Origin of the sequence: Nitrospira sp. NS4, assembly GCF_049546785.1 — a bacterium.
GTDB lineage: Bacteria > Nitrospirota > Nitrospiria > Nitrospirales > Nitrospiraceae > Nitrospira_D.
In genome coordinates this window covers 378,398-400,877 of sequence record NZ_JBMWAN010000004.1, presented here as the reverse complement: position 1 = coordinate 400,877, position 22,480 = coordinate 378,398, and the positions used below count along the sequence as shown (strand labels likewise).

At 55.0% G+C, this 22,480-nt stretch carries 38 protein-coding genes; all 38 read left to right on the top strand.

Annotated elements, in window-relative coordinates; translation table 11 throughout:
- The first annotated feature begins 25 nt into the window (after positions 1–25).
- Positions 26–1,231, top strand: a complete 1,206-nt coding sequence (tuf, locus tag ACO9S2_RS13825) for an elongation factor Tu (protein WP_423722963.1) — start codon at positions 26–28, stop codon at positions 1,229–1,231.
- Between the two features lie 36 nt (positions 1,232–1,267).
- A complete protein-coding gene (rpsJ, locus tag ACO9S2_RS13820) occupies positions 1,268–1,579 on the top strand; it encodes a 30S ribosomal protein S10 (RefSeq protein WP_423722962.1) in 312 nt (103 codons plus the stop codon).
- A 28-nt stretch (positions 1,580–1,607) separates the two neighbouring features.
- Positions 1,608–2,228 carry a 50S ribosomal protein L3 gene (gene rplC / locus ACO9S2_RS13815; RefSeq protein WP_423722961.1) on the top strand — a complete coding sequence of 207 codons (621 nt, stop codon included), beginning with the start codon at positions 1,608–1,610 and terminating at the stop codon, positions 2,226–2,228.
- A gap of 3 nt (positions 2,229–2,231) precedes the next feature.
- The gene (rplD, locus tag ACO9S2_RS13810) at positions 2,232–2,855 is read left to right on the top strand and encodes a 50S ribosomal protein L4 (protein ID WP_423722960.1); all 624 of its coding nucleotides are present in this window, start codon (positions 2,232–2,234) and stop codon (positions 2,853–2,855) included.
- Positions 2,852–3,145 (top strand): 50S ribosomal protein L23, encoded by a 294-nt coding sequence (locus ACO9S2_RS13805; RefSeq protein ID WP_423722959.1) that lies wholly within the window; start codon positions 2,852–2,854, stop codon positions 3,143–3,145. The genes rplD and ACO9S2_RS13805 overlap by 4 nt, the downstream gene beginning before the upstream one ends.
- 25 nt (positions 3,146–3,170) lie before the next feature.
- Positions 3,171–4,013 (top strand): 50S ribosomal protein L2, encoded by an 843-nt coding sequence (gene rplB / locus ACO9S2_RS13800; RefSeq protein ID WP_423722958.1) that lies wholly within the window; start codon positions 3,171–3,173, stop codon positions 4,011–4,013.
- Entirely contained in the window at positions 4,006–4,293 is a 288-nt protein-coding gene (rpsS, locus tag ACO9S2_RS13795) for a 30S ribosomal protein S19 (RefSeq protein WP_423722957.1), read from the top strand. Before rplB ends, rpsS begins: the two co-directional genes overlap by 8 nt.
- A 46-nt stretch (positions 4,294–4,339) precedes the next feature.
- Positions 4,340–4,696, top strand: coding sequence for a 50S ribosomal protein L22 (gene rplV / locus ACO9S2_RS13790; protein WP_423722956.1), 357 nt, complete (start codon positions 4,340–4,342; stop codon positions 4,694–4,696).
- Positions 4,697–4,754: 58 nt separating this feature from the next.
- The gene (rpsC, locus tag ACO9S2_RS13785; protein ID WP_423722955.1) at positions 4,755–5,420 is read left to right on the top strand and encodes a 30S ribosomal protein S3; all 666 of its coding nucleotides are present in this window, start codon (positions 4,755–4,757) and stop codon (positions 5,418–5,420) included.
- Positions 5,421–5,438: 18 nt separating this feature from the next.
- Positions 5,439–5,852, top strand: coding sequence for a 50S ribosomal protein L16 (gene rplP, locus ACO9S2_RS13780; RefSeq protein ID WP_423722954.1), 414 nt, complete (start codon positions 5,439–5,441; stop codon positions 5,850–5,852).
- Between the two features lie 41 nt (positions 5,853–5,893).
- The gene (gene rpmC / locus ACO9S2_RS13775) at positions 5,894–6,085 is read left to right on the top strand and encodes a 50S ribosomal protein L29 (protein WP_423723112.1); all 192 of its coding nucleotides are present in this window, start codon (positions 5,894–5,896) and stop codon (positions 6,083–6,085) included.
- 24 nt (positions 6,086–6,109) lie between these two features.
- Positions 6,110–6,361 carry a 30S ribosomal protein S17 gene (gene rpsQ, locus ACO9S2_RS13770; RefSeq protein WP_423722953.1) on the top strand — a complete coding sequence of 84 codons (252 nt, stop codon included), beginning with the start codon at positions 6,110–6,112 and terminating at the stop codon, positions 6,359–6,361.
- A 46-nt stretch (positions 6,362–6,407) separates the two neighbouring features.
- Complete coding sequence (rplN, locus tag ACO9S2_RS13765; protein ID WP_423722952.1) at positions 6,408–6,776, top strand: 50S ribosomal protein L14; 369 nt, start codon at positions 6,408–6,410, stop codon at positions 6,774–6,776.
- A gap of 22 nt (positions 6,777–6,798) precedes the next feature.
- The gene (gene rplX / locus ACO9S2_RS13760; protein ID WP_423722951.1) at positions 6,799–7,128 is read left to right on the top strand and encodes a 50S ribosomal protein L24; all 330 of its coding nucleotides are present in this window, start codon (positions 6,799–6,801) and stop codon (positions 7,126–7,128) included.
- Between the two features lie 15 nt (positions 7,129–7,143).
- Complete coding sequence (gene rplE, locus ACO9S2_RS13755; RefSeq protein ID WP_423722950.1) at positions 7,144–7,797, top strand: 50S ribosomal protein L5; 654 nt, start codon at positions 7,144–7,146, stop codon at positions 7,795–7,797.
- Between the two features lie 44 nt (positions 7,798–7,841).
- On the top strand, positions 7,842–8,027 hold the full coding sequence (locus ACO9S2_RS13750; RefSeq protein ID WP_423722949.1) for a type Z 30S ribosomal protein S14: 186 nt from the start codon (positions 7,842–7,844) through the stop codon (positions 8,025–8,027).
- Between the two features lie 44 nt (positions 8,028–8,071).
- Positions 8,072–8,467, top strand: a complete 396-nt coding sequence (gene rpsH / locus ACO9S2_RS13745; protein WP_423722948.1) for a 30S ribosomal protein S8 — start codon at positions 8,072–8,074, stop codon at positions 8,465–8,467.
- A 39-nt stretch (positions 8,468–8,506) separates the two neighbouring features.
- On the top strand, positions 8,507–9,043 hold the full coding sequence (rplF, locus tag ACO9S2_RS13740; RefSeq protein ID WP_423722947.1) for a 50S ribosomal protein L6: 537 nt from the start codon (positions 8,507–8,509) through the stop codon (positions 9,041–9,043).
- Between the two features lie 7 nt (positions 9,044–9,050).
- Complete coding sequence (rplR, locus tag ACO9S2_RS13735; RefSeq protein WP_423722946.1) at positions 9,051–9,416, top strand: 50S ribosomal protein L18; 366 nt, start codon at positions 9,051–9,053, stop codon at positions 9,414–9,416.
- A gap of 58 nt (positions 9,417–9,474) precedes the next feature.
- Positions 9,475–9,987 (top strand): 30S ribosomal protein S5, encoded by a 513-nt coding sequence (gene rpsE, locus ACO9S2_RS13730; protein ID WP_423722945.1) that lies wholly within the window; start codon positions 9,475–9,477, stop codon positions 9,985–9,987.
- Positions 9,984–10,202, top strand: coding sequence for a 50S ribosomal protein L30 (gene rpmD, locus ACO9S2_RS13725; protein ID WP_423722944.1), 219 nt, complete (start codon positions 9,984–9,986; stop codon positions 10,200–10,202). The genes rpsE and rpmD overlap by 4 nt, the downstream gene beginning before the upstream one ends.
- The gene (gene rplO, locus ACO9S2_RS13720; protein ID WP_423722943.1) at positions 10,199–10,648 is read left to right on the top strand and encodes a 50S ribosomal protein L15; all 450 of its coding nucleotides are present in this window, start codon (positions 10,199–10,201) and stop codon (positions 10,646–10,648) included. Before rpmD ends, rplO begins: the two co-directional genes overlap by 4 nt.
- The gene (gene secY, locus ACO9S2_RS13715; RefSeq protein ID WP_423722942.1) at positions 10,641–11,960 is read left to right on the top strand and encodes a preprotein translocase subunit SecY; all 1,320 of its coding nucleotides are present in this window, start codon (positions 10,641–10,643) and stop codon (positions 11,958–11,960) included. Before rplO ends, secY begins: the two co-directional genes overlap by 8 nt.
- A 6-nt stretch (positions 11,961–11,966) precedes the next feature.
- Positions 11,967–12,623 carry an adenylate kinase gene (locus ACO9S2_RS13710; RefSeq protein ID WP_423722941.1) on the top strand — a complete coding sequence of 219 codons (657 nt, stop codon included), beginning with the start codon at positions 11,967–11,969 and terminating at the stop codon, positions 12,621–12,623.
- Positions 12,620–13,396 (top strand): type I methionyl aminopeptidase, encoded by a 777-nt coding sequence (map, locus tag ACO9S2_RS13705; protein WP_423722940.1) that lies wholly within the window; start codon positions 12,620–12,622, stop codon positions 13,394–13,396. Before ACO9S2_RS13710 ends, map begins: the two co-directional genes overlap by 4 nt.
- A 17-nt stretch (positions 13,397–13,413) precedes the next feature.
- A complete protein-coding gene (infA, locus tag ACO9S2_RS13700; protein WP_423722939.1) occupies positions 13,414–13,632 on the top strand; it encodes a translation initiation factor IF-1 in 219 nt (72 codons plus the stop codon).
- Positions 13,633–13,650: 18 nt separating this feature from the next.
- Entirely contained in the window at positions 13,651–13,764 is a 114-nt protein-coding gene (gene rpmJ, locus ACO9S2_RS13695; RefSeq protein ID WP_423722938.1) for a 50S ribosomal protein L36, read from the top strand.
- Between the two features lie 56 nt (positions 13,765–13,820).
- Positions 13,821–14,204 (top strand): 30S ribosomal protein S13, encoded by a 384-nt coding sequence (rpsM, locus tag ACO9S2_RS13690; protein ID WP_423722937.1) that lies wholly within the window; start codon positions 13,821–13,823, stop codon positions 14,202–14,204.
- 39 nt (positions 14,205–14,243) lie between these two features.
- Positions 14,244–14,627: a 30S ribosomal protein S11 gene (gene rpsK / locus ACO9S2_RS13685; protein WP_423722936.1), complete on the top strand. Its 384-nt coding sequence runs from the start codon at positions 14,244–14,246 to the stop codon at positions 14,625–14,627.
- Between the two features lie 79 nt (positions 14,628–14,706).
- Positions 14,707–15,333 (top strand): 30S ribosomal protein S4, encoded by a 627-nt coding sequence (rpsD, locus tag ACO9S2_RS13680; protein ID WP_423722935.1) that lies wholly within the window; start codon positions 14,707–14,709, stop codon positions 15,331–15,333.
- An 86-nt stretch (positions 15,334–15,419) separates the two neighbouring features.
- Positions 15,420–16,421, top strand: a complete 1,002-nt coding sequence (locus tag ACO9S2_RS13675; RefSeq protein WP_423722934.1) for a DNA-directed RNA polymerase subunit alpha — start codon at positions 15,420–15,422, stop codon at positions 16,419–16,421.
- 21 nt (positions 16,422–16,442) lie between these two features.
- A complete protein-coding gene (gene rplQ / locus ACO9S2_RS13670; protein ID WP_423722933.1) occupies positions 16,443–16,874 on the top strand; it encodes a 50S ribosomal protein L17 in 432 nt (143 codons plus the stop codon).
- A 162-nt stretch (positions 16,875–17,036) separates the two neighbouring features.
- Positions 17,037–17,609, top strand: a complete 573-nt coding sequence (gene lptC / locus ACO9S2_RS13665; protein ID WP_423723111.1) for an LPS export ABC transporter periplasmic protein LptC — start codon at positions 17,037–17,039, stop codon at positions 17,607–17,609.
- Entirely contained in the window at positions 17,584–18,177 is a 594-nt protein-coding gene (locus ACO9S2_RS13660) for an LptA/OstA family protein (protein ID WP_423722932.1), read from the top strand. The genes lptC and ACO9S2_RS13660 overlap by 26 nt, the downstream gene beginning before the upstream one ends.
- On the top strand, positions 18,174–18,956 hold the full coding sequence (lptB, locus tag ACO9S2_RS13655) for an LPS export ABC transporter ATP-binding protein (protein ID WP_423722931.1): 783 nt from the start codon (positions 18,174–18,176) through the stop codon (positions 18,954–18,956). The genes ACO9S2_RS13660 and lptB overlap by 4 nt, the downstream gene beginning before the upstream one ends.
- 18 nt (positions 18,957–18,974) lie before the next feature.
- Positions 18,975–20,483 (top strand): RNA polymerase factor sigma-54, encoded by a 1,509-nt coding sequence (rpoN, locus tag ACO9S2_RS13650; protein WP_423722930.1) that lies wholly within the window; start codon positions 18,975–18,977, stop codon positions 20,481–20,483.
- A gap of 57 nt (positions 20,484–20,540) precedes the next feature.
- Entirely contained in the window at positions 20,541–21,104 is a 564-nt protein-coding gene (hpf, locus tag ACO9S2_RS13645; RefSeq protein ID WP_423722929.1) for a ribosome hibernation-promoting factor, HPF/YfiA family, read from the top strand.
- Between the two features lie 318 nt (positions 21,105–21,422).
- Positions 21,423–22,289, top strand: coding sequence for an RNase adapter RapZ (gene rapZ / locus ACO9S2_RS13640; protein WP_423722928.1), 867 nt, complete (start codon positions 21,423–21,425; stop codon positions 22,287–22,289).
- The last annotated feature ends 191 nt before the right edge of the window (positions 22,290–22,480 follow it).

Sequence of the window (22,480 nt, the reverse complement as noted above, 5' to 3'; positions counted from 1 at the left end):
GTAAGTGTAGAGGGAGGGAGTTGGTATGGCGAAGGCGAAATTTGAGCGGAAGAAGCCGCATGTAAACATTGGGACGATCGGGCACGTGGACCACGGGAAGACGACGCTGACGGCGGCATTGACGAAGATTTGCGCCGATCGGGGCATGGCAAAGTACATTCCCTATGATGAGGTGGCGAAGGCCAGCGAGAGCCAGGGCCGCCGCGATGCGACCAAGATCATGACCATCGCCATCAGCCACGTCGAGTATGAAACCGCCAACCGGCACTATGCGCACGTCGACTGTCCGGGCCACGCTGATTATGTCAAGAACATGATCACCGGCGCCGCCCAGATGGATGGCGCGATTCTGGTGGTGAGCGCCGCTGACGGCCCCATGCCGCAGACCCGCGAACACATCCTGTTGGCCCGCCAGGTGGGCGTGCCCTACATCGTGGTGTTCCTGAACAAGGCGGACAAGGTCGATGATAAAGAGCTGCTGGAATTGGTCGAGCTGGAAGTGCGGGAGTTGCTGAGCAAGTACGGCTTCCCGGGCGACAAGACCCCGATCATCCATGGCAGCGCCCTGAAGGCGATGGAAGGCGATCAGAGCGAGTTGGGGGTGCCCTCCATCCTCAAGCTGTTGGATGCCGTTGATACCTACATTCCGACCCCGCAGCGGCCGATCGACAAGCCGTTCCTGATGCCGATCGAAGACGTGTTCACCATCAGCGGGCGCGGCACGGTCGTGACGGGCCGGTGCGAGCGCGGCATTGTGAAGGTGGGCGACGAAATCGAAATCGTGGGCTTGCGGCCGACGCAGACCACCGTCGTGACCGGCGTGGAAATGTTCCGCAAGGTGCTGGACGAGGGGCAGGCGGGCGACAACATCGGCGTGCTCTTGCGCGGGACGAAGAAGGAAGACGTCGAGCGCGGGATGGTGCTGGCGAAGCAGAAGAGCATCACGCCGCACACCAAGTTCAAGGCGGAGATCTACGTGTTGACGAAGGAAGAAGGCGGGCGCCATACCCCGTTCTTCAACGGCTACCGTCCGCAGTTTTACTTCCGGACGACGGACGTGACGGGCGTGGTGCAGTTGAATCCGGGTGTGGAGATGGTCATGCCGGGCGACAACGTGAGTGTGATGGCCGAGTTGATCAGCCCGATCGCGATGGATCAGGGGTTGCGGTTCGCGGTGCGCGAGGGCGGCAAGACCGTCGGGTCCGGCGTCGTGACCGAAATTCTGGCGTAAGACATTTTCTTTAGCCGATAGGATGGGGAGTAGAGCGTGAAGGTCGATCAAAGAATCAGAATTCGGTTGCGCGGGTTCGACTACCGGGTCCTCGATCAGTCGGTGGCTGAAATCGTGGAGACCGTTCGGCGCAGCGGCGCCAAAGTGGTCGGTCCGATTCCGCTGCCCACGAAGATTGAAAAATTCACCGTCCAGAGATCGACTCACGTGGACAAGAAGTCTCGCGAGCAGTTCGAGATGCGGACGCACAAGCGATTACTTGACATTATGGAGCCCACGCCGGAGACGATGGATTCGTTGATGAAGTTGAATCTGGCCGCCGGTGTTGACGTCGAAATCAAGTTGTGATCTGGGCGCTGTTGAAGGACGGGATGCAATGACAAACGGGTTGCTCGGTAAAAAATTAGGTATGACCCAAGTGTTCGATGAGAGCCGGTTGACGCCTGTCACCGTGATTGAAGCGGGGCCGTGCCGGGTGGTGACGATCAAGACGAAAGAGCGTGACGGGTATGAGGCTGTTCAGCTCTCTTTCGGCGAGGTCAATGAACGCAAGCTCTCCAAAGCGCAGTTGGGACATTTGAAGAAGAATAATGCGCCTGCGACCAAAACGTTGCGAGAGTTCAAGATGGACGGCGATGTGACGGTCGGTCAATCGGTGACCGTTGGTATTTTTAAAAAGGGCGACTGGGTTGACGTCATCGGGGTGTCAAAGGGCAAGGGATTTCAGGGCGTCGTCAAGCGGCATCATTATGCCGGTGGTCCTGAGTCGCACGGCTCGATGTTTCATCGCGCGCCAGGCTCGATCGGCGCCAGTTCGTTTCCGTCGAGAGTCTGGAAGGGGAAAACGTTGCCCGGGCATATGGGGGCCGAACGTGTCACGGCTCAGCGTTTGAAAGTCATCGAGTCACGGCCCGAGGAAAATCTGCTGTTCGTTCGAGGGGCTATCCCAGGCGCGACGAATGGCCTTATTGTTGTAAGAAAGTCGAAGAAGGGTTAGGTCATGCCCACGGTCGATGTTGTCGATTTGAAGAGGAAAAAGGTTGGCACGGTTGAATTGCCACAGGCCGTGTTTGGTTCTGAGGTTCGCGCCGCATTGGTTCATGAGGCGGTCATTATGCAGCGGGCCTGTGAGCGGCAGGGCACTGCTTCGACCTTGCGTCGTGGCGAAGTCAGCGGGTCTGGCAAAAAGCCTTGGAAGCAGAAGCATACCGGTCGTGCCAGAGCGGGATCTCTTCGGTCTCCGGTGTGGCGCCATGGCGGTACGGTTTTCGGTCCGAAGCCTCGAAGCTATTCTTATACGATGCCGAAGAAGAAGTATCGTGCCGCATTGCAGAGCGCGTTATCTGCGAAGCTGGCCGATGGGAAAGTGATCGTCGTGTCTGATCTGTCGATCGAGCAGCCGAAGACGAAGTTGTTGGCGAAGGCGTTGATGCAGTTTGGGGCGAATCAGCATGCGCTCCTGATTGCCGGGGATGCGCAGCCGAATGTCCTGCAGGCAGCGAGAAATCTTTCCTCGCTTACAGTTTTGCATCCTGACCGTCTGAACGTCTATGACGTGGTGCGCGCGGAGATTGTCTTGATTCCTGAGCGAGAGCTCGCCCGCGTGAGTGAGGTGTGGTCATGAAAGTGAGCATGCACGCGGTTTTGGTTCAGCCGCTTTTAACTGAAAAAATTACCGGCCTCAGAGAGAAGACGAATACGGTTGGATTTGTGGTCCATCGAGATGCGAACCGTCTACAGATCAAGCAGGCTGTCGAGGCTCTTCTGAAGGTGAAGGTGAAGAAGGTAAACGTCATGAATGTCCAGGGAAAGACCAAGCGTCTTGGACGATTCTCAGGGAAGCGGTCTGATTGGAAGAAGGCCTTCGTCACTCTGAAAGAGGGTGAGAAGCTTGAGATGTACGAAAGCGCATAGAGATGAGGGAAGGTAGGGGCTGAGCATGGGATTAAAATCGTTTAAACCGACGTCGGCTGGACGCCGCGGCATGTCTGCCGTGACGACGGAGGATTTGACCAAGAAGAAGCCTGAAAAGTCGCTGACAGCCTTCCATTTGCGCACTGGTGGAAGAAATACCGATGGACGGACCACCGTTCGGTTTCGTGGGGGTGGGCATAAGCGGCTCTATCGCAAGATCGATTTTCGGCGTGACAAGGTGGGCATCCTGGCTCGCGTGGCCTCGATCGAATACGATCCTAATCGGTCGGCGCGTATTGCACTCTTGAATTACGCAGATGGAGAGAAGCGGTACATTCTCGCGCCCGTCGGATTGAGCGTGAATGATCAGATTCAATCGGGTCCGACGTCCGAGGTTCGCCCTGGAAATGCGCTTCCACTCTCCAGCATGCCTTTGGGTACGACGATTCACAATATCGAGTTAAAGCCCGGTAAGGGTGGACAGTTGATCAGGAGCGCTGGCGGGTCCGCGCAGGTGATGGGGCGTGACGGTGAGTACGTGCAGATCCGCTTGAAGTCCGGTGAAATGCGCAAGGTCTTGTCAGCCTGCATGGCGACTGTCGGTCAGGTTGGAAACCTCGATCATGAGAATGTGAGCGTGGGTAAGGCCGGACGGACTCGGTGGAAGGGAAAGCGCCCGCACGTTCGCGGTGTTGTCATGAATCCCGTTGACCATCCGCACGGCGGTGGAGAAGGAAAATCAGGCCAGGGAAATCCTCATCCGGTTTCACCATGGGGACTGCCCACGAAGGGTTACAAGACCAGGCAGAATAAGAAAACCGACAAGTTCATTATTGCTCGACGTAAGTCAGGAGTGCGCAATGCCTAGATCAATTAGTAAAGGCGCGTTTATTGATGACCATTTGCTCAAGAAGGTCGAGCAGATGAATCAGACCAAGGATCGCAAGATTATTAAGACCTGGTCGCGCCGATCGACGGTGGTCCCGGATATGATCGGGCACACCTTTGCCGTCCATAATGGCAAGAAGTTCATTCCGGTCTTCGTCACCGAAAACATGGTGGGTCATAAGCTGGGAGAGTTTGCGCCCACTCGCTTTTTCAAGGGGCATGGGCAGGCGAAGACTGAGAAAGCGGTTGCTCTTAAGTAATCAGTGGGCCGGATTGTCCGGCTGGTTATCTGGTAAAGGATAGGACATGACTGAAGCACATGCAATTCTCAGATTCGTACGTGTCGCGCCTCGGAAGGCTCGGCCAGTCGTTGACATGATTCGCGGACAACAGGTTCCGATGGCACTGTCGATGCTGAAGCACACTCCCCGTCAGGCAGCTCGGGTGATCGAGAAGATTCTCCGGTCTGCGGTCGCTAATGCGGAGCAGAAGGAGATGGGCGACAGCGAGTCGATGGTGGTCTCGAAAGCGTTTGTCAATTGCGGCCCAATTTATAAGCGTTTCCGGGCACGATCCATGGGGCGTGCCAATTCGATTCAGAAGCGGACCAGCCATATCACTGTCGTTGTTGCAGCACCGACGGTTGGGGATGAAACAAAGTAACGATCGGCAAGTGGGTTCCTGTAGAAAAACCGTCACCGCATATTGAGGCAAACGTCGTATGGGTCAGAAAACACATCCAATCGGTTACCGGCTCGGCTACAATTACACCTGGAATTCAAGATGGTATGCCGGAAAAGACTACGCCAAGTTGCTCCATCAGGACATCAAGATCCGGAAAATGGTCAAAGCCAAGCTTTACCATGCCGGGGTTTCAAAGGTGGAAATTGAACGATCCGGTGATCAGACCCGTGTGATTATTCATACGGCTCGGCCTGGTATCATCATCGGTCGTAAGGGTGCTGAAGTCGATAAGTTGAAGGCGGAATTGGAGAAGCAATACGGTGGTCAGGTGTACATTACCGTAAAGGAAATTAAGAAGCCTGAGCTCGATGCTCAATTGGTCAGCGAAAATGTGGCCACTCAGCTTGAAAAACGTGTGGCATTCCGTCGGGCGATGAAGCGCAGCGTGCAGTCCGCGCTGCGGCTCGGCGCGCAGGGCATCAAGATTATGGTTGCTGGACGATTGGGCGGTGCAGAGATTGCCAGAACGGAATGGTACCGTGAGGGGCGGGTTCCTCTACATACGCTGCGTGCTGAGGTGGATTACGGTTTTGCGGAGGCGCATACCACGATGGGGCAGATCGGTGTGAAAACCTGGCTCTATAAGGGCGAGTTGCTTCCCGCTCAACCGTTGAAATCAGAAGCCATGCTCGAACGGCGATAAGGGGAAGGAGAACGTACTGTGTTAGCGCCAAAGAAAGTTAAGTTCAGAAAGATGCAGAAGGGCCGGATGACCGGAAAGGCCTATCGTGGTGGCCAGATCACGCTTGGCGAGTTCGGTCTCAAGGCGCTGGAGCCGGGCTGGGTAACCAGTCGTCAGATTGAAGCGGCAAGAATTGCGATTACTCGCTTTGTGAAGCGAGGTGGGCAGGTCTGGACCAGAATATTCCCGGACAAGCCCATTACGAAGAAGCCGGCCGAAACCCGTATGGGTAAAGGAAAGGGTAACCCTGAGTATTGGGTTGCCGTCGTCAAGCCGGGCCGAATTCTCTATGAGATGGACGGCGTGCCATTTGATGTGGCGAAAGAAGCATTCCGGCTGGCCTCTCATAAATTGCCGGTGGCGACAAAGTGTGTTACTCGCGGAGAGTTTTAACGGGAATAGTGCGTGTTCGCTGAGGAGTAGCGTATATGGCGTTGGATGTTAAGGAATTGCGACAATTGACGGCCCAGGAGTTGCTCGAAAAAGAGAAACAACTTGTTCAGGAGTTGTTTAATTTTCGGTTTCAGCTCGGCACGGGACGGCTTGAAAATCCGATGCAGATTCGGAAAGCCAAGCGCGATCTAGCGCGAATCAAGACCGTCTTGCGGGAAGTCTCAAAGGTCTGAACTTTAGGGTAAAGGATAGAGACTATGTCAGATGCAGGGAGTAAGCGCGAGTGGGTTGGTCGCGTGTTGAGCAATAAGATGAACAAGACCGTGGTGGTCGCGGTTGAGCGATCGGTGATCCATCCCATCTATCGCAAAGTGCTTCGCCGGATCACTAAGTTTAAGGCGCACGATGAGCAGAATGTGTGCAAGATCGGCGATCGGGTGAGGATGGTTGAGACACGTCCTATCAGCAAAGATAAGCATTGGCGTGTGGTTGAAGTGATTGGGAAGTAAGGGGTTCATTGGTCCGTTTGTCTAGCTTGTAAGGAAGATCGCGAGCATGATTCAGAATTATAGCTATATGGATGTCGCTGATAACTCTGGGGCGAAACAGGCGATGTGTTTCCATGTGTTCGGGGGGACTCGCCGTCGGTATGCTTCGCTCGGAGATATCGTTGTGGTAGCGGTGAAGGAAGCTATCCCGCAGGCCAGCGTGAAGAAGGGCGATGTGAGCCGTGCGGTGATCGTTCGCACTACGAAAGAGGTTCGTCGAGAGGACGGGTCCTACATCAAGTTCGACCGGAATGCCTGCGTGTTGATAAATAAAGATGGCGAGCCGATCGGGACGCGCATTTTCGGTCCGGTCGCGCGCGAGTTGCGCTGGAAGAAATTCATGAAAATCATCTCCCTGGCACCGGAAGTGTTATAGGGACGATTTCGCGGGGGGCGTTGTGCAAGCACTTCGGAAAAGCAGAATTAGAAAAGGCGACACGGTGGTCGTGATTTCCGGTCGTGAGTCCGGGAAATCAGGGAAGGTTTTGTCCGTCGATTTGGCCAAGGGGAAGCTGATCGTTGAAAAACTCAACATGATCAAGCGTCATACCAAGCCCAATCAGAAGGCAAAGCAAGGCGGGATTCTTGAGCGAGAGGCTCCGATCGCCATTTCAAACGTGATGTTCTTCTGTCCCGTCACTCAGAAGCCGACGCGTCTTGGAATGCGTAAGCTGGAAGATGGACGACGGGTTCGGTACAGCAAGAAGTCGAACGAGATTGTCGAGTAGGTTGAGGAGTAACGCATGGCGAAGGTTGAAAAAGGGCGTACAGCGAAGCCGTCTGAGCGAAAGTCATCAAAGAAAGACGGCGTGGCGGCGCCTCAGGCATTGGACGAGGGTAGTCACGAGTCCCATTTTAAACCGAGACTCAGAGACGCGTATCAGCAACAAGTCGTGCCTGCTCTTATGAAAGAGTTTGGCTACAAAAATGTGATGCAAGTACCCAAGCTCGAGCGCATTGTCCTGAACGTCGGGATGGGAGAGGCGATTCAGAATGTCAAGTTGCTCGAGGGAGCGGTGACGGAACTCGGTACGATCACGGGGCAGAAGCCGGTCATTACCAGGGCGAAGAAGGCCATTGCAGGGTTCAAATTGCGCCAGGGGCTTCCCATTGGTGCGAAGGTGACGCTACGAAGCCGGCGCATGTACGAGTTTTTTGACCGGTTGGTGACGCTCGCTCTGCCGCGCATTCGGGATTTCAGGGGCGTCTCCCCAAAGGCATTTGATGGTCGTGGGAATTATACGCTTGGTCTCAAAGAGCAGTTGATTTTCCCGGAAATCAAGTATGACGAAGTGGCGTCGATTCACGGCATGGATATCACGATCGTGACGACGGCGAAGACGAACGACGAAGGCAAGGCGCTGCTGAAGCATCTTGGCATGCCATTCAGGGCCTGAGGCTAATCAGGCCCTGATCGGGCCATTGAGCAGAAGGAGTTTATGTGTCACGTTTAGCGCTACGGAATAAGGCTGTCAGCAAGCCAAAGTTTGGGAGCCGGTGTTACAACCGATGTCCATTGTGTGGCCGTGTACGCGGGTTTTTGAATCGCTTTCGTATGTGCAGAATTTGCTTCCGCTTGTTGAGCCTCAAGGGGGATATCCCCGGCGTTCGCAAGTCGAGCTGGTAGCGGCCGGCGGCATTTGAGATAGAAGGGAAAGAAAAGGGAGCAGCATGGTTACTGATCCAATTAGCGATCTCCTCACTCGGTTAAAGAATGGCTCGCAGCGGCGACACGACACCATCTCGGTGCCTGCCTCAAAACTGAAGCGTGCCGTCTTGGATATCCTTAAGAAGGAAGGCTACGTTGATGGCGTGGAGTCAACGACCGAAGACGGCCATCCCGTGTTGACGGTTCAGCTTCGCTATGTCGGCGAAGGCCAGCCGATGATTACTGGCATGCAGCGTATCAGTAAGCCAGGGCGGCGGGTCTATGTCGGCAGCAAGGAAATTGCCAAGGTGCGGAACGGGATCGGCGTCTCGATTCTTTCGACATCGAAAGGCATTATGACAGATGCGGATTCCAGAAAGAACGGGCTCGGCGGTGAAGTGCTCTGTTCGGTATGGTAAGAGTGTCGGTTAAAGGCTAAGGATTAAGGAAAGACAACCATGTCACGGATTGGGAAAAAGCCGATTGCCATTCCATCTGGAGTGGAAGTGAAAGTCGCTGGTCCGACCGTCTCGATCAAGGGACCGCTCGGAAAGCTGGATTGGTCTCTAGCTCAGGGTGTCGCGGTCGCGGTTGAGAACGGCCATGTTCTCGTCAGCCGTTCCAGTGATGACCGGAGGGTGCGTGCCCTCCATGGATTGGTTCGTGCCGAGTTGAATAACATGATTCACGGCGTCACGAAGGGGTACGAGCGATCTCTGGAGATCACCGGGGTCGGTTACAAGGCGGCGCTGCAGGGCAAGACGATGAGCTTCAACGTCGGCTATATCAATCCGGTGAATTACCAGGTTCCAACCGGGATTGATGTCAAGATCGACAAACAGACTTTGATCAACGTCAAGGGAATCGACAAGCGATTGGTTGGGCAAGTTGCCGCGAATCTGCGCGCCATCAAGCCTCCCGATGTGTACAAGCAAAAGGGCGTGCGGTATATGGGCGAAACGTTGCGTAAGAAGGAAGGCAAGACGGGGAAATAGGCGCACCATGAATACAGCAGAAAAAGCACGACAACTTGAACAGCGAAGGCAGCGGGTCCGTCAGCGGGTATTTGGCACCACCGAGCGCCCGCGGCTTAACGTGTTTCGCAGCCGATCGCATATCTATGCACAAATCATCGATGACCTGAAGGGTTCGACGCTGGCTGCCGCATCCTCCCTTGATAAAGCATTAAGGACTTCCTTAAAGTCGACGGGGAGCATTGAGGCTGCCAAGGCCGTGGGGAAACTTCTGGCCGACCGGGCAAAGACGGCGAATGTATCGTCGGTCGTGTTTGACCGAGGCGGACGTATGTACCATGGACGAGTGAAAGCTCTCGCTGAGGCTTCTCGCGAGGGGGGGCTTCAGTTCTAGACCGTTTACTTAAGTGACTCTCGCCCAGGGGGGTGGGAAGGAAGAAGAGAGGAATCGCGTGCGAGTAAATCCAGATGAGCTAAACCTGAAAGACAAGGTCGTCTTCATCAACCGCGTCGCCAAGGTGGTGAAGGGCGGCAAGCGTTTTAACTTCTGCGCCCTGGTGGTCGTCGGCGATGGTAATGGCTGGGTGGGGATCGGCAAAGGAAAAGCCGCCGAGGTTCCAGTCGCTATTGCAAAGGCGGTTGAACAGGCCAAGAAGCACCTTGTGCACGTCTCCCTCAAGGGCGGAACGATCCCGCATGAGGTTCATGGTCTCTTCGGTGCCGAACACGTTCTTTTGAAGCCGGCTGTCGATGGGACCGGAATCATTGCCGGCGGTGCAGTCAGGGCGGTTGTTGAGCTTGTCGGCGCGCATAATATTATTTCTAAAACGCTTGGCCGCGGGAATCCATTCAATACGGTCAGGGCGACGCTTGAAGGTCTCTGCCAATTACGGAATCCTGAAGAAGTGCTTCGCCTTCGGCGTGAGGCTGGAAGTGGACAGCGTGAAAGGGCAATTGTCGGATGAGCTCAGCAAACCAATCAAAAGCCACGAAGTCAAATGCATCCGGGGTTCGCGTGACCCTCATGCGGAGTCCTATCGGCACGCCTGAAAAGCATCGCCTCGTTCTGCGAGGCCTTGGGCTCAGGCATATTCGACAGACAGCGGTTCATCCTGATACGCCCCAGGTTCGTGGGATGATTCACAAGGTTGGTTATCTTCTTGAGGTTGGAAAACCATGAATCTGCATGATTTAACCCCTGCAAGGGGAGCAAAGAAGCGTCGCAAGCGTATCGGTCGTGGCCCGGGTTCCGGTCATGGGAAGACTGCAACCAAGGGGCACAAGGGTTTAAAGGCCAGATCCGGTGGAGCAAAGCGGCCTGGATTTGAAGGCGGCCAGATGCCTCTCGTAAGGCGTCTGCCGAAGTTCGGGTTCACGAATCCGTTCAGAGCTGAATTCAACATCATCAATGTGAAGAGCTTTGAGTCATGGGCCGGTCCTGACATGGTGACCCCGCAAGCCCTTGTTGATGCCGGTATGGTCAAGCGGAAAAGTCTTCCGATCAAGATTTTGGGCAACGGCGAGGTGAAGCGGGCACTTGTGATCCAGGCGCACAAGTTCAGCAAGGCTGCCGCGGAGAAGATTCAGGCAGCTGGAGGTCGAGTCGAGGTTATCGGCGGTGTTTGAGCGACTCCTTACCAGCTTCCAGAATATCTTTAAGATTCCTGAACTGCGGACGCGGGTTCTCTTTACCCTCGTCATGCTCGTGGTGTATCGGGTTGGGGCGCATATCCCGACTCCTGGAATCAACGGCGATGCTCTTTCCGACTTTCTCCAGAAACAAGGCGGCGCTTTGCTCGGGTTTCTGGATATTTTCTCCGGAGGGTCTCTCTCTCGCCTGACCATCTTCGCGCTGGGGATCATGCCCTATATCAGCGCCTCGATCATTCTTCAGCTACTCACGGTGGTCATTCCTCATCTCTCCAAACTTGCCAAGGAGGGGGAGCGTGGCCGCAAAAAGATTATTCAATACACAAGGTTCGGGACCATTGTTATCGCGTTGATTCAGGGATTCGGTATCGCCATCGGTCTTGAACAGATGAATCAGGGCGCGTTTGTGCTCAATGCCGGTTGGGCATTCCGCCTGATGACGGTGATTACCCTGACGGCAGGCACTGGGTTTCTCATGTGGCTCGGCGAGCAGATTACCGAGCGAGGAATCGGAAACGGTATCTCACTCATCATTTTCGCTGGGATCGTTGCACGCCTTCCGGCGGCGGTGGCTCAGACTTTTGATTTGTATAGAATCGGTCAGCTGAATATCGTCTTGCTGGTTGGCCTGGCACTCTTAATGGTCGGGGTAGTTGCGGCAATTGTATTTCTTGAAAGTGGGAGACGGAAAATTCCCGTACAGTATGCCAAGCGGGTTGTCGGCCGAAGGGTCTATGGCGGCCAGAATACGCATATCCCATTGAAGATCAATACGGCAGGCGTTATTCCCCCTATTTTTGCATCGTCGATTATCGCCTTTCCCGCTACGATCGCCGGTTTTTTTGAAACCCCGTGGGTGAAAGCTATCGGTGCGCAACTCGCTCCAGGCTCGGTGTTGTACACCTTGATGTATGTCGGACTGATTGTTTTCTTTTGCTTCTTTTACACCGCTGTTGTGTTGAACCCCGTCGATATGGCTGACAACATGAAAAAATACGGCGGGTTTATTCCCGGGATCAGGCCTGGACAGCGCACCTCTGACTATATCTATAACGTCCTCACAAAAATAACGTTTGCCGGGGCTATTTATCTAGCCATCGTTTGTGTTATTCCTGAGTTCTTGATTTATAAGCTGAACGTCCCATTTTACTTTGGCGGGACCTCCCTCTTGATTGTGATCGGTGTGGGACTCGACACGGCACAGCAGATCGAGTCTCATATGCTCATGCGTAATTATGAGGGCTTCCTTGGCAAGGGGATGGGCCCGTTGCGCGGTCGGAGCGGGTAAGGGCTTATGCGGCTGGTTTTTCTGGGAGCGCCTGGGGTGGGAAAGGGGACGCAGGCTGACAAAGTCGCGTCCTTGAATGGTCTCCTCAAGATTTCCACCGGGGACTTGTTGCGCGAGGCGGTCAGGAGTCAGACTCCGCTTGGATTAGAAGCCAAGAGCTTTATGGATCAAGGAAAGCTGGTCCCTGATTCAGTTGTGATTGGCCTTGTGCGGGACAAGTTGAGTGATCCTAGCTGTGGCAAGGGCTTTGTTCTCGACGGGTTTCCAAGGACCGTTCCACAGGCCGAAGAGTTGGCAAAGGTCCTGGTGGACAGGAAGATCAGTTTGGACCGGGTTATCAACTTTCAGGTGTCCCGCGAGGATGTGGTTAAACGTCTTACCGGGAGGCGCAGTTGCCAGAAATGCCCGGCAACGTTCCACCTTGATTTTGCGCCATCGAAGGTGAGTGGGATTTGCGATCGTTGCGGGGGGCCGCTTATTCAGCGCAGCGACGATCAACGAGAGGCCATCGAAACACGCTTGCGAGTATATGACGAGCAGACGGCCCCTTTGATCAGTTTTTATGAGAAGCAGGGCTTATTGTCGAATCTTGACGGCAGCGGGTCTGTGGAGACGGTGTCTCAAAATCTGACGAAGGTGTTGGCGACGCGTAAGACGGCATGATCATTCTGAAGACGCCTGAAGAAATTGCGGTTATGGCAGAGGCGTCGCGAGTGGTAGCCGAAGCGCTTGAGATTGTCAGGCGTGAAACTCGGGCCGGCGTTACAACCGATGATCTTGATCGCATCGCTGAAGAAGCGATCCGATCGAGAGGAGCGGTTCCGGCTTTTAAGGGATATCGCAGCTATCCGAAGACGCTCTGTGCATCCGTGAATGATCAAGTTGTCCACGGTATTCCCTCCAAGCGCAAGCTCAAGGATGGAGATATCATTGGACTCGATCTCGGCGCCATTGTTGGCGGGTTTTACGGCGACTCTGCCGTAACAGTGGCTGTTGGTCGAGTCGATGAGAAGGTGGCCCGACTCATCCGGGTCACGAAGGAAGCGCTGGACCTCGGCATTGAGCAGGCGATCGTCGGGAAAAGGTTGACGGATATTTCTCATGCGGTCCAGCGGCATGTTGAAGCCGCCGGCTACTCGGTAGTCACCGAGTTTGTGGGGCATGGAATCGGGCGTCAACTGCACGAAGAGCCGCAGGTTCCCAACTATGGAAAGCCTGGCCATGGGCCACGATTGCAGCCAGGGATGGTCTTAGCGATTGAACCGATGGTCAATATGGGTGGAAGCGCCGTCCGAGTCTTAGATGATCGATGGACGGCGGTGACGGCAGACGGTTGCCTTTCAGCCCACTTTGAGCATACCGTGGCAATTCAGCCAGCCGGGCCTGCCCGTGTGCTGAGTCAACGTGTCGGAGATGCTGCCGAACGGCATGCGTGAGTGAGGACTAGGAGTACGTGGGAAAAGAAGATGTTATCGAAGTTCAGGGCTCGGTGACAGAAACGTTACCCAATGCCATGTTTCGCGTCAAACTCGATAATGGCCATATCCTCCTGGCGCATATTTCAGGGAAGATGAGGATGCATTTTATCCGGATTCTTCCCGGAGACAAAGTCACGGTGGAGATGTCTCCATACGATTTGACGAGAGGCCGGATCACATACCGATTCAAGTAGTAGGAGCGCAGACGAGTTATGAAAGTAAAGTCTTCAGTGAAACCGATTTGTGCAAAATGCAAAGTGGTCCGTCGTCAGGGCGTGGTCAGGATCTTGTGCGAAAACCCCAGGCATAAGCAGCGACAAGGGTAAAGCTGGGAAACAAGGCCCGTGCTCGTCTACGGACATAGGTAGGAAGGGGAGAGATCATGGCACGTATCGCAGGCATTGATTTGCCGAGGGACAAGCGGACGGATATCGGACTCACGTACATTTATGGAATCGGGAGAACCGCAGCCCGCAAGATTTTGAAAGAGGCGGGTGTTGATGGAGCCATCCGCATCAAGGATCTGAGCGAAGATAAGATCGTCAAGCTCAGAGAGATCATTGATCGGGATCATCGGGTTGAGGGCGATCTCCGGAAGGAGATGTCCTTGAACATCAAACGCCTGATTGACACAGGGACGTATCGCGGGTTGCGTCACCGCAAAGGCTTGCCGGTTCGTGGACAGCGTACCAAGACCAATGCCCGGACCAGGAAGGGGCGACGGTCAGGGGTAGGAAGCAAACCAAGACCAACCTCGAAGGCCTGACCGAGCGTCTAGCTCTCGTGAACGAGTGAAGGAGTCTGTATGAGTGTGAAGAAAGGTAAGAAGAAAGAGCGCCGGATCGTCCAAAACGGAGTCGCGCATGTCCAGGCGTCTTTCAATAACACGATTGTCACCATCACGGACATGAGCGGTAACACGGTGGTTTGGGCGAGCGCCGGCAATCAGGGATTCAAGGGGTCTCGTAAGAGTACACCGTTCGCGGCGCAGCGTGCTGGAGAAACTGCGGCGCGCAAGGCTATGGAAAGCGGAATGAGACAGATTGATGTCTATGTGAACGGACCCGGAGCCGGTCGTGAGTCGGCGATTCGCTCGCTTCAGGCCGCAGGGTTGCGCATCAACCTGATTCGTGACGTGACGCCGATTCCTCACAATGGATGTCGCCCGCCAAAGCGGCGGCGTGTCTAGTTCCGACTCGGTTGATGATGCACGATAGTCGTAATTATGGTCGCCTGACGGCGGGCGTCCTGTAACCGGAGGTAGAGTAGTGGCTAAGTATCGGGGTCCAGTCTGTCGGCTTTGCCGGCGCGAAGGTGAAAAGCTGTTTTTGAAGGGCACTCGGTGTATGACCGAAAAGTGCGCCATCGAGCGACGGAGCTATGCGCCGGGCCAGCATGGTCAGGCTCGTCCTCGGATCTCAGACTATAGCCAGCAGTTGCGTGAGAAACAGAAGTTGCGGCGTATTTATGGGCTCCAAGAGTGCCAGTTCCGCGGTGTCTTTGAGCGGGCTGAGCGGCAGTCGGGTGTCACGGGTGATGCTCTCTTGCGATTGCTGGAATGCCGCTTGGACAATGTCGCCTACCGGCTGGGGTTTGGCGCATCCAGAAAGCAGGCGCGTCAGATTGTCAGCCATGGACATCTCACGATGAACGGCAAGAAGATTACGGTCGCCGGGGCAATTGTGAAGGCCGGAGATGTCATTCAGGTTCGTGAGCGCAGCCGGAATGTTCCTTCAATTCAGGCGGCTCTGGAAGGCGTGGATGGTCGCGGGATTCCGGACTGGCTGGAACTCGACAAGGGCGCTTTTAAAGGCACCGTTCGGGCGTTGCCGGCCAAAGATCAAATCACTCTGCCTGTGAACGAGCAGATGGTGGTGGAGTTGTATTCTCGATAGAACTTTAGGCCGAGAGGGAGTGGGTGTGTTTCAGTGATGCACTCCCGTCGGTAGGCTTGTCACTCGATGGTAGTCAAGGGGGAGTCATGATTAAAGCGATGAAAGACTTTCAGGTCCCGATGCGGGTGGAAGTCGACAGTGATGCGCATTCCCCAACATTCGGCCGATTCACCACCGAGGCATTTGAACGGGGTTTCGGCACTACGATTGGAAACGCATTGCGGCGGGTCTTGCTGTCCTCGCTGACCGGGGCCGCGGTCACCACCGTGAAAATTGAGGGAGTGCTGCACGAGTTCTCAACGATTCCTGGCGTTACGGAAGATGTGACTTCCATCATTCTTAATATCAAGAGTCTCCGCCTGGCGCTGCACACCGACAAGCCGCGGACCATCCGCTTGCGGAAAAAGGGGCCGGGTGAGGCGAAGGGGTCTGATATTATCCATGACGCGGATGTCACGATACTTACCCCTGACCTGCACATTGCCACGCTCGATAAGGACGCGACGCTGGATATTGAAATGACCGTCAAACACGGCCGCGGATATATGCCGGCCGAGCGGAACAAAGAGGAAGGTTTGCCGATCGGCGTCATCGCAATCGATTCTGTTTTCTCCCCCATCAAGCGCGTGAATTTTCATGTCGAGAATGCGCGCGTGGGTCGGATGACGGATTACGATAAGTTGACGATGGAGATTTGGACGGATGCCACGATCAGCCCGCGGGATGCGTTGTCCACGGCGGCGGGGATTCTTCGCGACCATTTGGACATCTTCATTAACCCTGAAGAACGGGGTGAGGGGAAGCGGGAGGCTGGGTATGAAGAGTCGCTCCATGAAGAAAATAAGAATTTGTCGCGGAGCGTCAATGAGCTTGAGCTGTCCGTTCGCGCGGCGAATTGCCTGAAAAATGCGAATATCAAGACGATTCGAGATCTTGTTCAGAAGACCGAGAACGAAATGCTCAAAACGAAGAACTTCGGCAAGAAGTCTCTCAATGAAATCAAGGAAATTTTGTCTGAAATGGGTCTGACGCTGGGCGGCAAGGTTGAGGCCGAAACGTCCAGCACTGGAAGTCAGCAGTCAGAGTAATTCTCAGCGAAGGGGAACGCCGTGCGACACAGAAAAAAAGGTCGGCAACTCGGTCGGCAGACGAAGCATCGGTGGGCGTTGTTTCGGAATATGGTCACATCGTTGTTAGACCATGAACGTATTGAAACGACCGAAGCCAAGGCCAAAGAAGTGCGTGGGTTTACGGATCGGATGATTACGCTGGGCAAGGAAGGCACGTTGTCGGCTCGTCGTCGGGCGCTGAGTTTCTTGCGGAGCAAGGACGTCGTGTCCAAGCTATTCAGTGATGTCGCAGGACGATTCACCGATCGGCCGGGTGGATACACCAGAATGATTAAGACTCGTCGGCGTATCGGGGATGGCGCAGAACTGGTGGCTCTTGAGCTTGTATCGAAGGTGGAGAAGCCTCTGACAAAGAAAGCCAGCGTCACTGCTCCCGCAGCTCCTGCTACTCCTTCCGAGCCATCCGCATAGTTTCCGCTCGCTGCATTGCTTTTCTAAGGGCTCCTCACGTTTCATGCGTGAGGAGCCCTTGCTTTACGCTCTCCCTTCCGGGCCGTTTACTTGCCGGGGACTGAATGCTACTATCGATTGTGCCGTGGATGTCTCCTGTCCGTATAAGGAATTGTGTATAGCATGTGGGAGGTGGTCGCAAGGCGGATTCTTCTGGCCCTGAGCGGAGTGTTGGCTGTATTTCTTGCTTATCTCCTCTTTGTCAATGCTGATTCTGTTCCTGTGAGTCGTTCTGCCTCGCCCGGCACCATTGAACAAGCCGATGCCAAGATTTCAGAGTTCACCTTTACTCAGACCAAGGGGGATGTGGTGCAGTGGAAGGTGGAGGCCAAACAGGCGCGTTTGTTCGAGCAGGAAAGGCGGGCGATTCTGAATGAGGTCGAGGTGACGCTCTACGGCCAGGCCGGAAAAGAGTTGACGGTTTCTGGCGAGGAAGGGTCGCTTGATACGGCCACAAAAGACTTTGTGCTTGCGAATCGAACGGACCCGCTTGTGATCGAGACCGGAAGCGGGTACACCATCTATACGAATCACTTGGCCTGGACCGATGCCACGAAAATTCTCCGCACGGACGATCCGGTGCGCATTGTCGGAAACGGACTTGAAATTACGGGGCGTGGCCTGTTGGGGCATATGGAGTCCGAAGAGTTTGAGGTGTTGGATAATGTACATGTGGATGTGTCTCCTGCTTCTTAATCTCATGTCCCCGGCCAGTGCATTGTCGGTTCAATCAGCGGATGGCGGCCAGGCCAAGCCTCAGGAGGCGGCTGCTCCCCCCACCAATATCACGGCAAAGAAAATGACGGTGCGGAATCAGGATAGTCTGGCGATATTTGAGGGGACGGTGGTTCTGACTCAAGGGACCTTGATGGTTTATTCGGATAAGATGGTGGTCTCCTTCCATCCTCGTGGAGGCGGGGATCAAAAGGCGCAGGCGGGCGATTCTAAGCGGTCAGGCTCAACGTCTTCTCAGTCGGCTCCTAAGAAGTCTGATGTGATGCCTGGTTCATCCGGTCAATCGGTCAAGCAAATCGAGGCCACGGGCCATGTGAGAATCGAGCGGGAGGGGGGCAACGCCACCTCCAACAAGGCGGTATTCGATAACAGCCGGCGAATTGTCACTTTGACCGGTGATCCCGTGGCTTGGGAAAAGGGAACCCGAGTCAGCGGAGAAAAGATCATTATCTACCTTGATGAGGATCGGAGCGTTGTAGAGGGAGGAACCCATCTTCGGATTGACGGTGAGGGAGGCCGGAGTCAATGAGCCAAGGCGCATCGGTAGAGCCCGGGGCCTTGCCATCATCGGTTGCCGACAAGCCAACCGACTGTCTCCGGGCCGACGGACTGGTGAAGAGCTTTCGCGGACGCAAGGTGGTGAAGGGGGTGGCGATTGAAGTGCACGCCGGTGAAGTGGTGGGTCTTCTCGGGCCGAACGGAGCTGGGAAAACGACCATCTTCGATATGATGGTCGGCCTGTGCCAGCCGGATGAGGGGGAGATTACTTTTAGCGGCGAGTCCATTACCAAGCTGCCCATGTATCAACGGGCCAGAAGAGGAATTGGGTACCTTCCGCAGGAGTCATCCGTTTTTCGCCGGCTTTCGGTGGAGAATAATGTCTTGGCGATTTTGGAAGTCCTGGGGTATCCTCGGGGCGATCGGGCGACCAGAGTCGACGCGTTGCTCAAGGACCTTGATCTCTTGCATATTCGTAAAAGCATGGCCTATGCCTTATCCGGCGGGGAGCGGCGGCGATTGGAAATTACACGCGCCCTGGCGACCAATCCGTCCTTCATGTTGCTGGATGAGCCGTTTGCCGGGATTGATCCGATTGCCGTGGCGGATATTCAGCAAATCATTCTCCGGCTGAAAGAGAAGGGAATCGGCATTCTCATCACGGACCACAATGTTCAAGAGACGCTCTCGATTGTGGATCGTGCGTATATTATCAATGAAGGACTGATTTTGGAGACGGGGTCTCCGGATGCCATTGTGAAGAGCGAGACAGCCCGAGCGGTGTATCTCGGGGAACGGTTCAAACTCTAGGGGGTTCTTCGGTTCGCCATGAAGCTTCGCCTTGATCTCAAACTGAGTCAAAAACTGATCATGACGCCGCAGTTGCAGCAGGCGATCAAGCTGTTGCAGTTGTCCCGGCTTGAGTTGCAACAGAGTCTGGCGCAGCATCTTCTGGAGAATCCCTTGCTCGACGAGGTGGCGGCGGAGGTTGAAGAAGTTGAAGCCAGTGCCACGGAAGAGAAGGCCGAAAGTGCTCCTGCCGAGACGCCTCAGGAACCATCAGAGGAATCCGGCACGCTGGAGGAGCGGGGATCGCCGGAAGAGTTTTCCGCCGCAGGCTGGGAAGAATATTTTGGAAGCGACCGCCGGTCGGGAGGTTCAGAGTATCCCTCCTCCTCCCAAGACGAGTTCCCCTCCTATGAACAAACGGTGGCGAAGGCGACCTCTCTCGAAGAGCATCTCTTGTGGCAGCTCTCCTTGTCCGGTTTGTCCGAACGGGAGAAGGCCATCGGGCGTCTTATCATCGGCAACCTCGATGATGACGGCTACCTGCGCATTTCGTTGGCCGAGGTGATAAGCGGCACGGAGTTCACTGAAGCCGAAGCCGAGTCCGTCTTGAAGGATATTCAGACCTTCGATCCGACGGGTGTGGGCGCTCGTGATTTGCCTGAATGTCTGTTGCTCCAGCTTGGGCATCTGGGAAAGAATCCCATGGGATCGCTTGGCGCGAGACCTGGAGCGCTCAAGGGTGCGGTCGTCGAAGGGATTATTCTGCATCACTTGAAGGATTTGGAGAAGAAGCAGTACGGCAAGATCGCGAAAGCGTTGGATGTGACGGTCGAAGAAGTATTTGAAGCCACCAAGCTCATCGGTGATTTGGAGCCCAAGCCAGGCCGGCCTTTCAGCAATACGCAGAATTATGTGATCGTGCCGGATGTCTTTGTCGTAAAGAATGAAGGCGAGTGGGTCGTGCTGTTGAACGACGACGGCTTGCCTCGCATGCGGATCAGCCCCTACTACAAGCAGTTGATGGCGTCCGGCCAAGGCGGGGCGGCCGAAACCAAGTCCTATCTCGATGAGAAGTTGAGAGCGGCACAATGGGTGATTCGGAGCATTGAGCAGCGGAATAAGACCATCGTGAAAGTGGTCACGAGTATTGTGAAGTTTCAGGAGCAGTTCTTTGAGAAGGGCGTCCAGTATCTCAAACCGTTGGTGCTGAAGCAGGTTGCGGAAGACATCGGAATGCATGAATCGACGATTAGTCGCGTCACCGCCAATAAGTATATGTATTGTCCGCAGGGAATGCTGGAACTCAAGTTCTTTTTCAATGCAGGGCTTCAGCGGGTGGATCAGCCGTCCGATATGCTCTCCTCCGTGACAGTACGAGAGATGATTCGAAAGATGATTGCCGAAGAGGACCATCAGCGTCCTTTAAAGGATGAGGAAATCGCCGCTCGTCTTAAGACTCAGCAGGTCTTGATTGCACGACGGACGGTGGCCAAATATCGTGCGGAGGAGAATATTCCGTCGGCGAGCCAGCGGAAGCGGTTTTTTTAAATTCAACGGTCCGGTGGGGCCAGGCCATGACACCGGAGGGTAGGGGGGAAGGAAGACATGAAGCTGAGAATTACCGGTCGTCATATGGATGTCACGCCAGCGTTGCGCCGCTATCTCGAAACTCGATTTGACCGGCTGGATCGCTACGGACTGAAGGTCGGGACGATTCAAGTGGTCTTGAGCGTCGAAAAACTGCAGCACAAAGCTGAAGCGGTGTGCACCGTGAACGGGAAGCGCGTGCAGGCGAAGACGTCGACCAGAGAAATGTATGCAACGATTGATGCCTTGTCGGATCGGATCGATGTCCAATTCAGAAAGCTGAAAGATCGGCTGGTCAGTCACAAGCCGGCAAAAGCCGCGCGTCCTCGATCAGTGCGGGCGCTTGCCAATGAGTTGCCTGCTGAGCCTCAGGTCACGGTGGAGCGGCGTGCCGTGCCTATGCTTGCTCTTACAGAGGTGCATGGCCACTTTAGCACCCAGAGTGAATCCTTCATGCTGTTTGCGAACCCTGAAACGGGCAAGATTTTTCTTGCACAGCGGTCGGCGGATGGCCAAGTGGTGGTGGTTGAGCCTCATCTGGAGGCTGTGCGGCCACGATCCCGAGCAGGCATCAGGTCCTGAGTCCGGGCAGTGATTTGGGTTGTAAGGCGCTAACCAAGTCTGCCACCGGTACCCCCCTGATTGCCATGATGTGCTGTGCAGGGGGCGCCTCTCGCATTTCCGTACCGCGCGGGATTCAGGGATTAGTCCGCCGCGGTATGGCGCGCACTTTAAGTTCCGCACATAGCTGTGCAGTCTCTCTTGAGAGACCGACCTTGGTGGGGGGCCAAACCGGCTTGGATACCGGGCAAGGGTGGATACCTGACCGGAGTTGGTGTTCCTGGCCTGGGTCTTTCTTTCCCGCTCATGGCCTCAACAAAGGCCTCTAACTAGAGGAATATGGCGCAGCTCAACCTGGTCATTGTCAGCGGACTCTCAGGGTCTGGAAAGTCCCATGCGCTGAAGGCGTTTGAGGATGCAGGGTATTTCTGCATCGATAATCTTCCGCCGACTCTGATTCCGACCTTTGTGGAACTCTGCAAACAGCAAGGAGGAGAAATCTCCAACGTGGCGTTGGGGGTCGATATTCGAGAGCGCGTCTTTCTCCCTGACTTGGTCGGGACCCTCGATCGGATCAAGACGCTTGGCTATTCGATCTACTTGCTGTTTCTGGAAGCCAGAGAGGAGGTGCTGGTCAGGCGCTTTTCAGAGTCTCGCCGTCCCCATCCATTGATGCCGCAGGTGCCGGTGCTCGAAGGGGTCCGGTACGAGAAAGAGCGTGTCGCGGAACTGCGCCGTCATGCCGATCGGATTATCGATACCTCGGATCTTACAGTTCATGAACTCCGAGAGTTGTTGACCAAGGAATTTGCACGGGGATCGGCGACTCGAAAGTTAACGGTCACCTTGCTGACGTTCGGATACAAATTCGGTGTCCCGTACGACATTGATTTGCTCTTCGATGTCCGTTTTCTCCGGAATCCATTTTTTGTGCCCGATCTCAAACCGCTTCCCGGCGACGACCCTCGTGTTCGCTCCTACGTATTGACGGATCCGGATGCGATCTCGTTGATAGGCCAACTTGATGGGCTGATGAAGTTTCTCATTCCCCTCTACCAGCGAGAACAGCGTAGTTACCTGACGATTGCCATCGGGTGCACCGGAGGCCGGCATCGATCCGTGGCGATTGCCGGTCGTCTGAGGGAAAGTCTTTCTGCGCTTGGGCTGGACGTCATTCTCAAACACCGCGATCTTCATAAATCCTAGCCAGCCGGTTCTGTACGTGTTCTGGTTCGCTCCTCGTCGCTGCGAGTCTGTTTCCTGAACATTTCTGAAAACGTCGGGGCGACGGGTGCAGGAGTGTCCGCTGCACCGATCTCCTGAACCAGAGCGGGTTTCTGCGCTACTGCGGTCTGTCGGGAGAGGATGTGTCCCGGTCCTGAGCCCTGATGATGCAG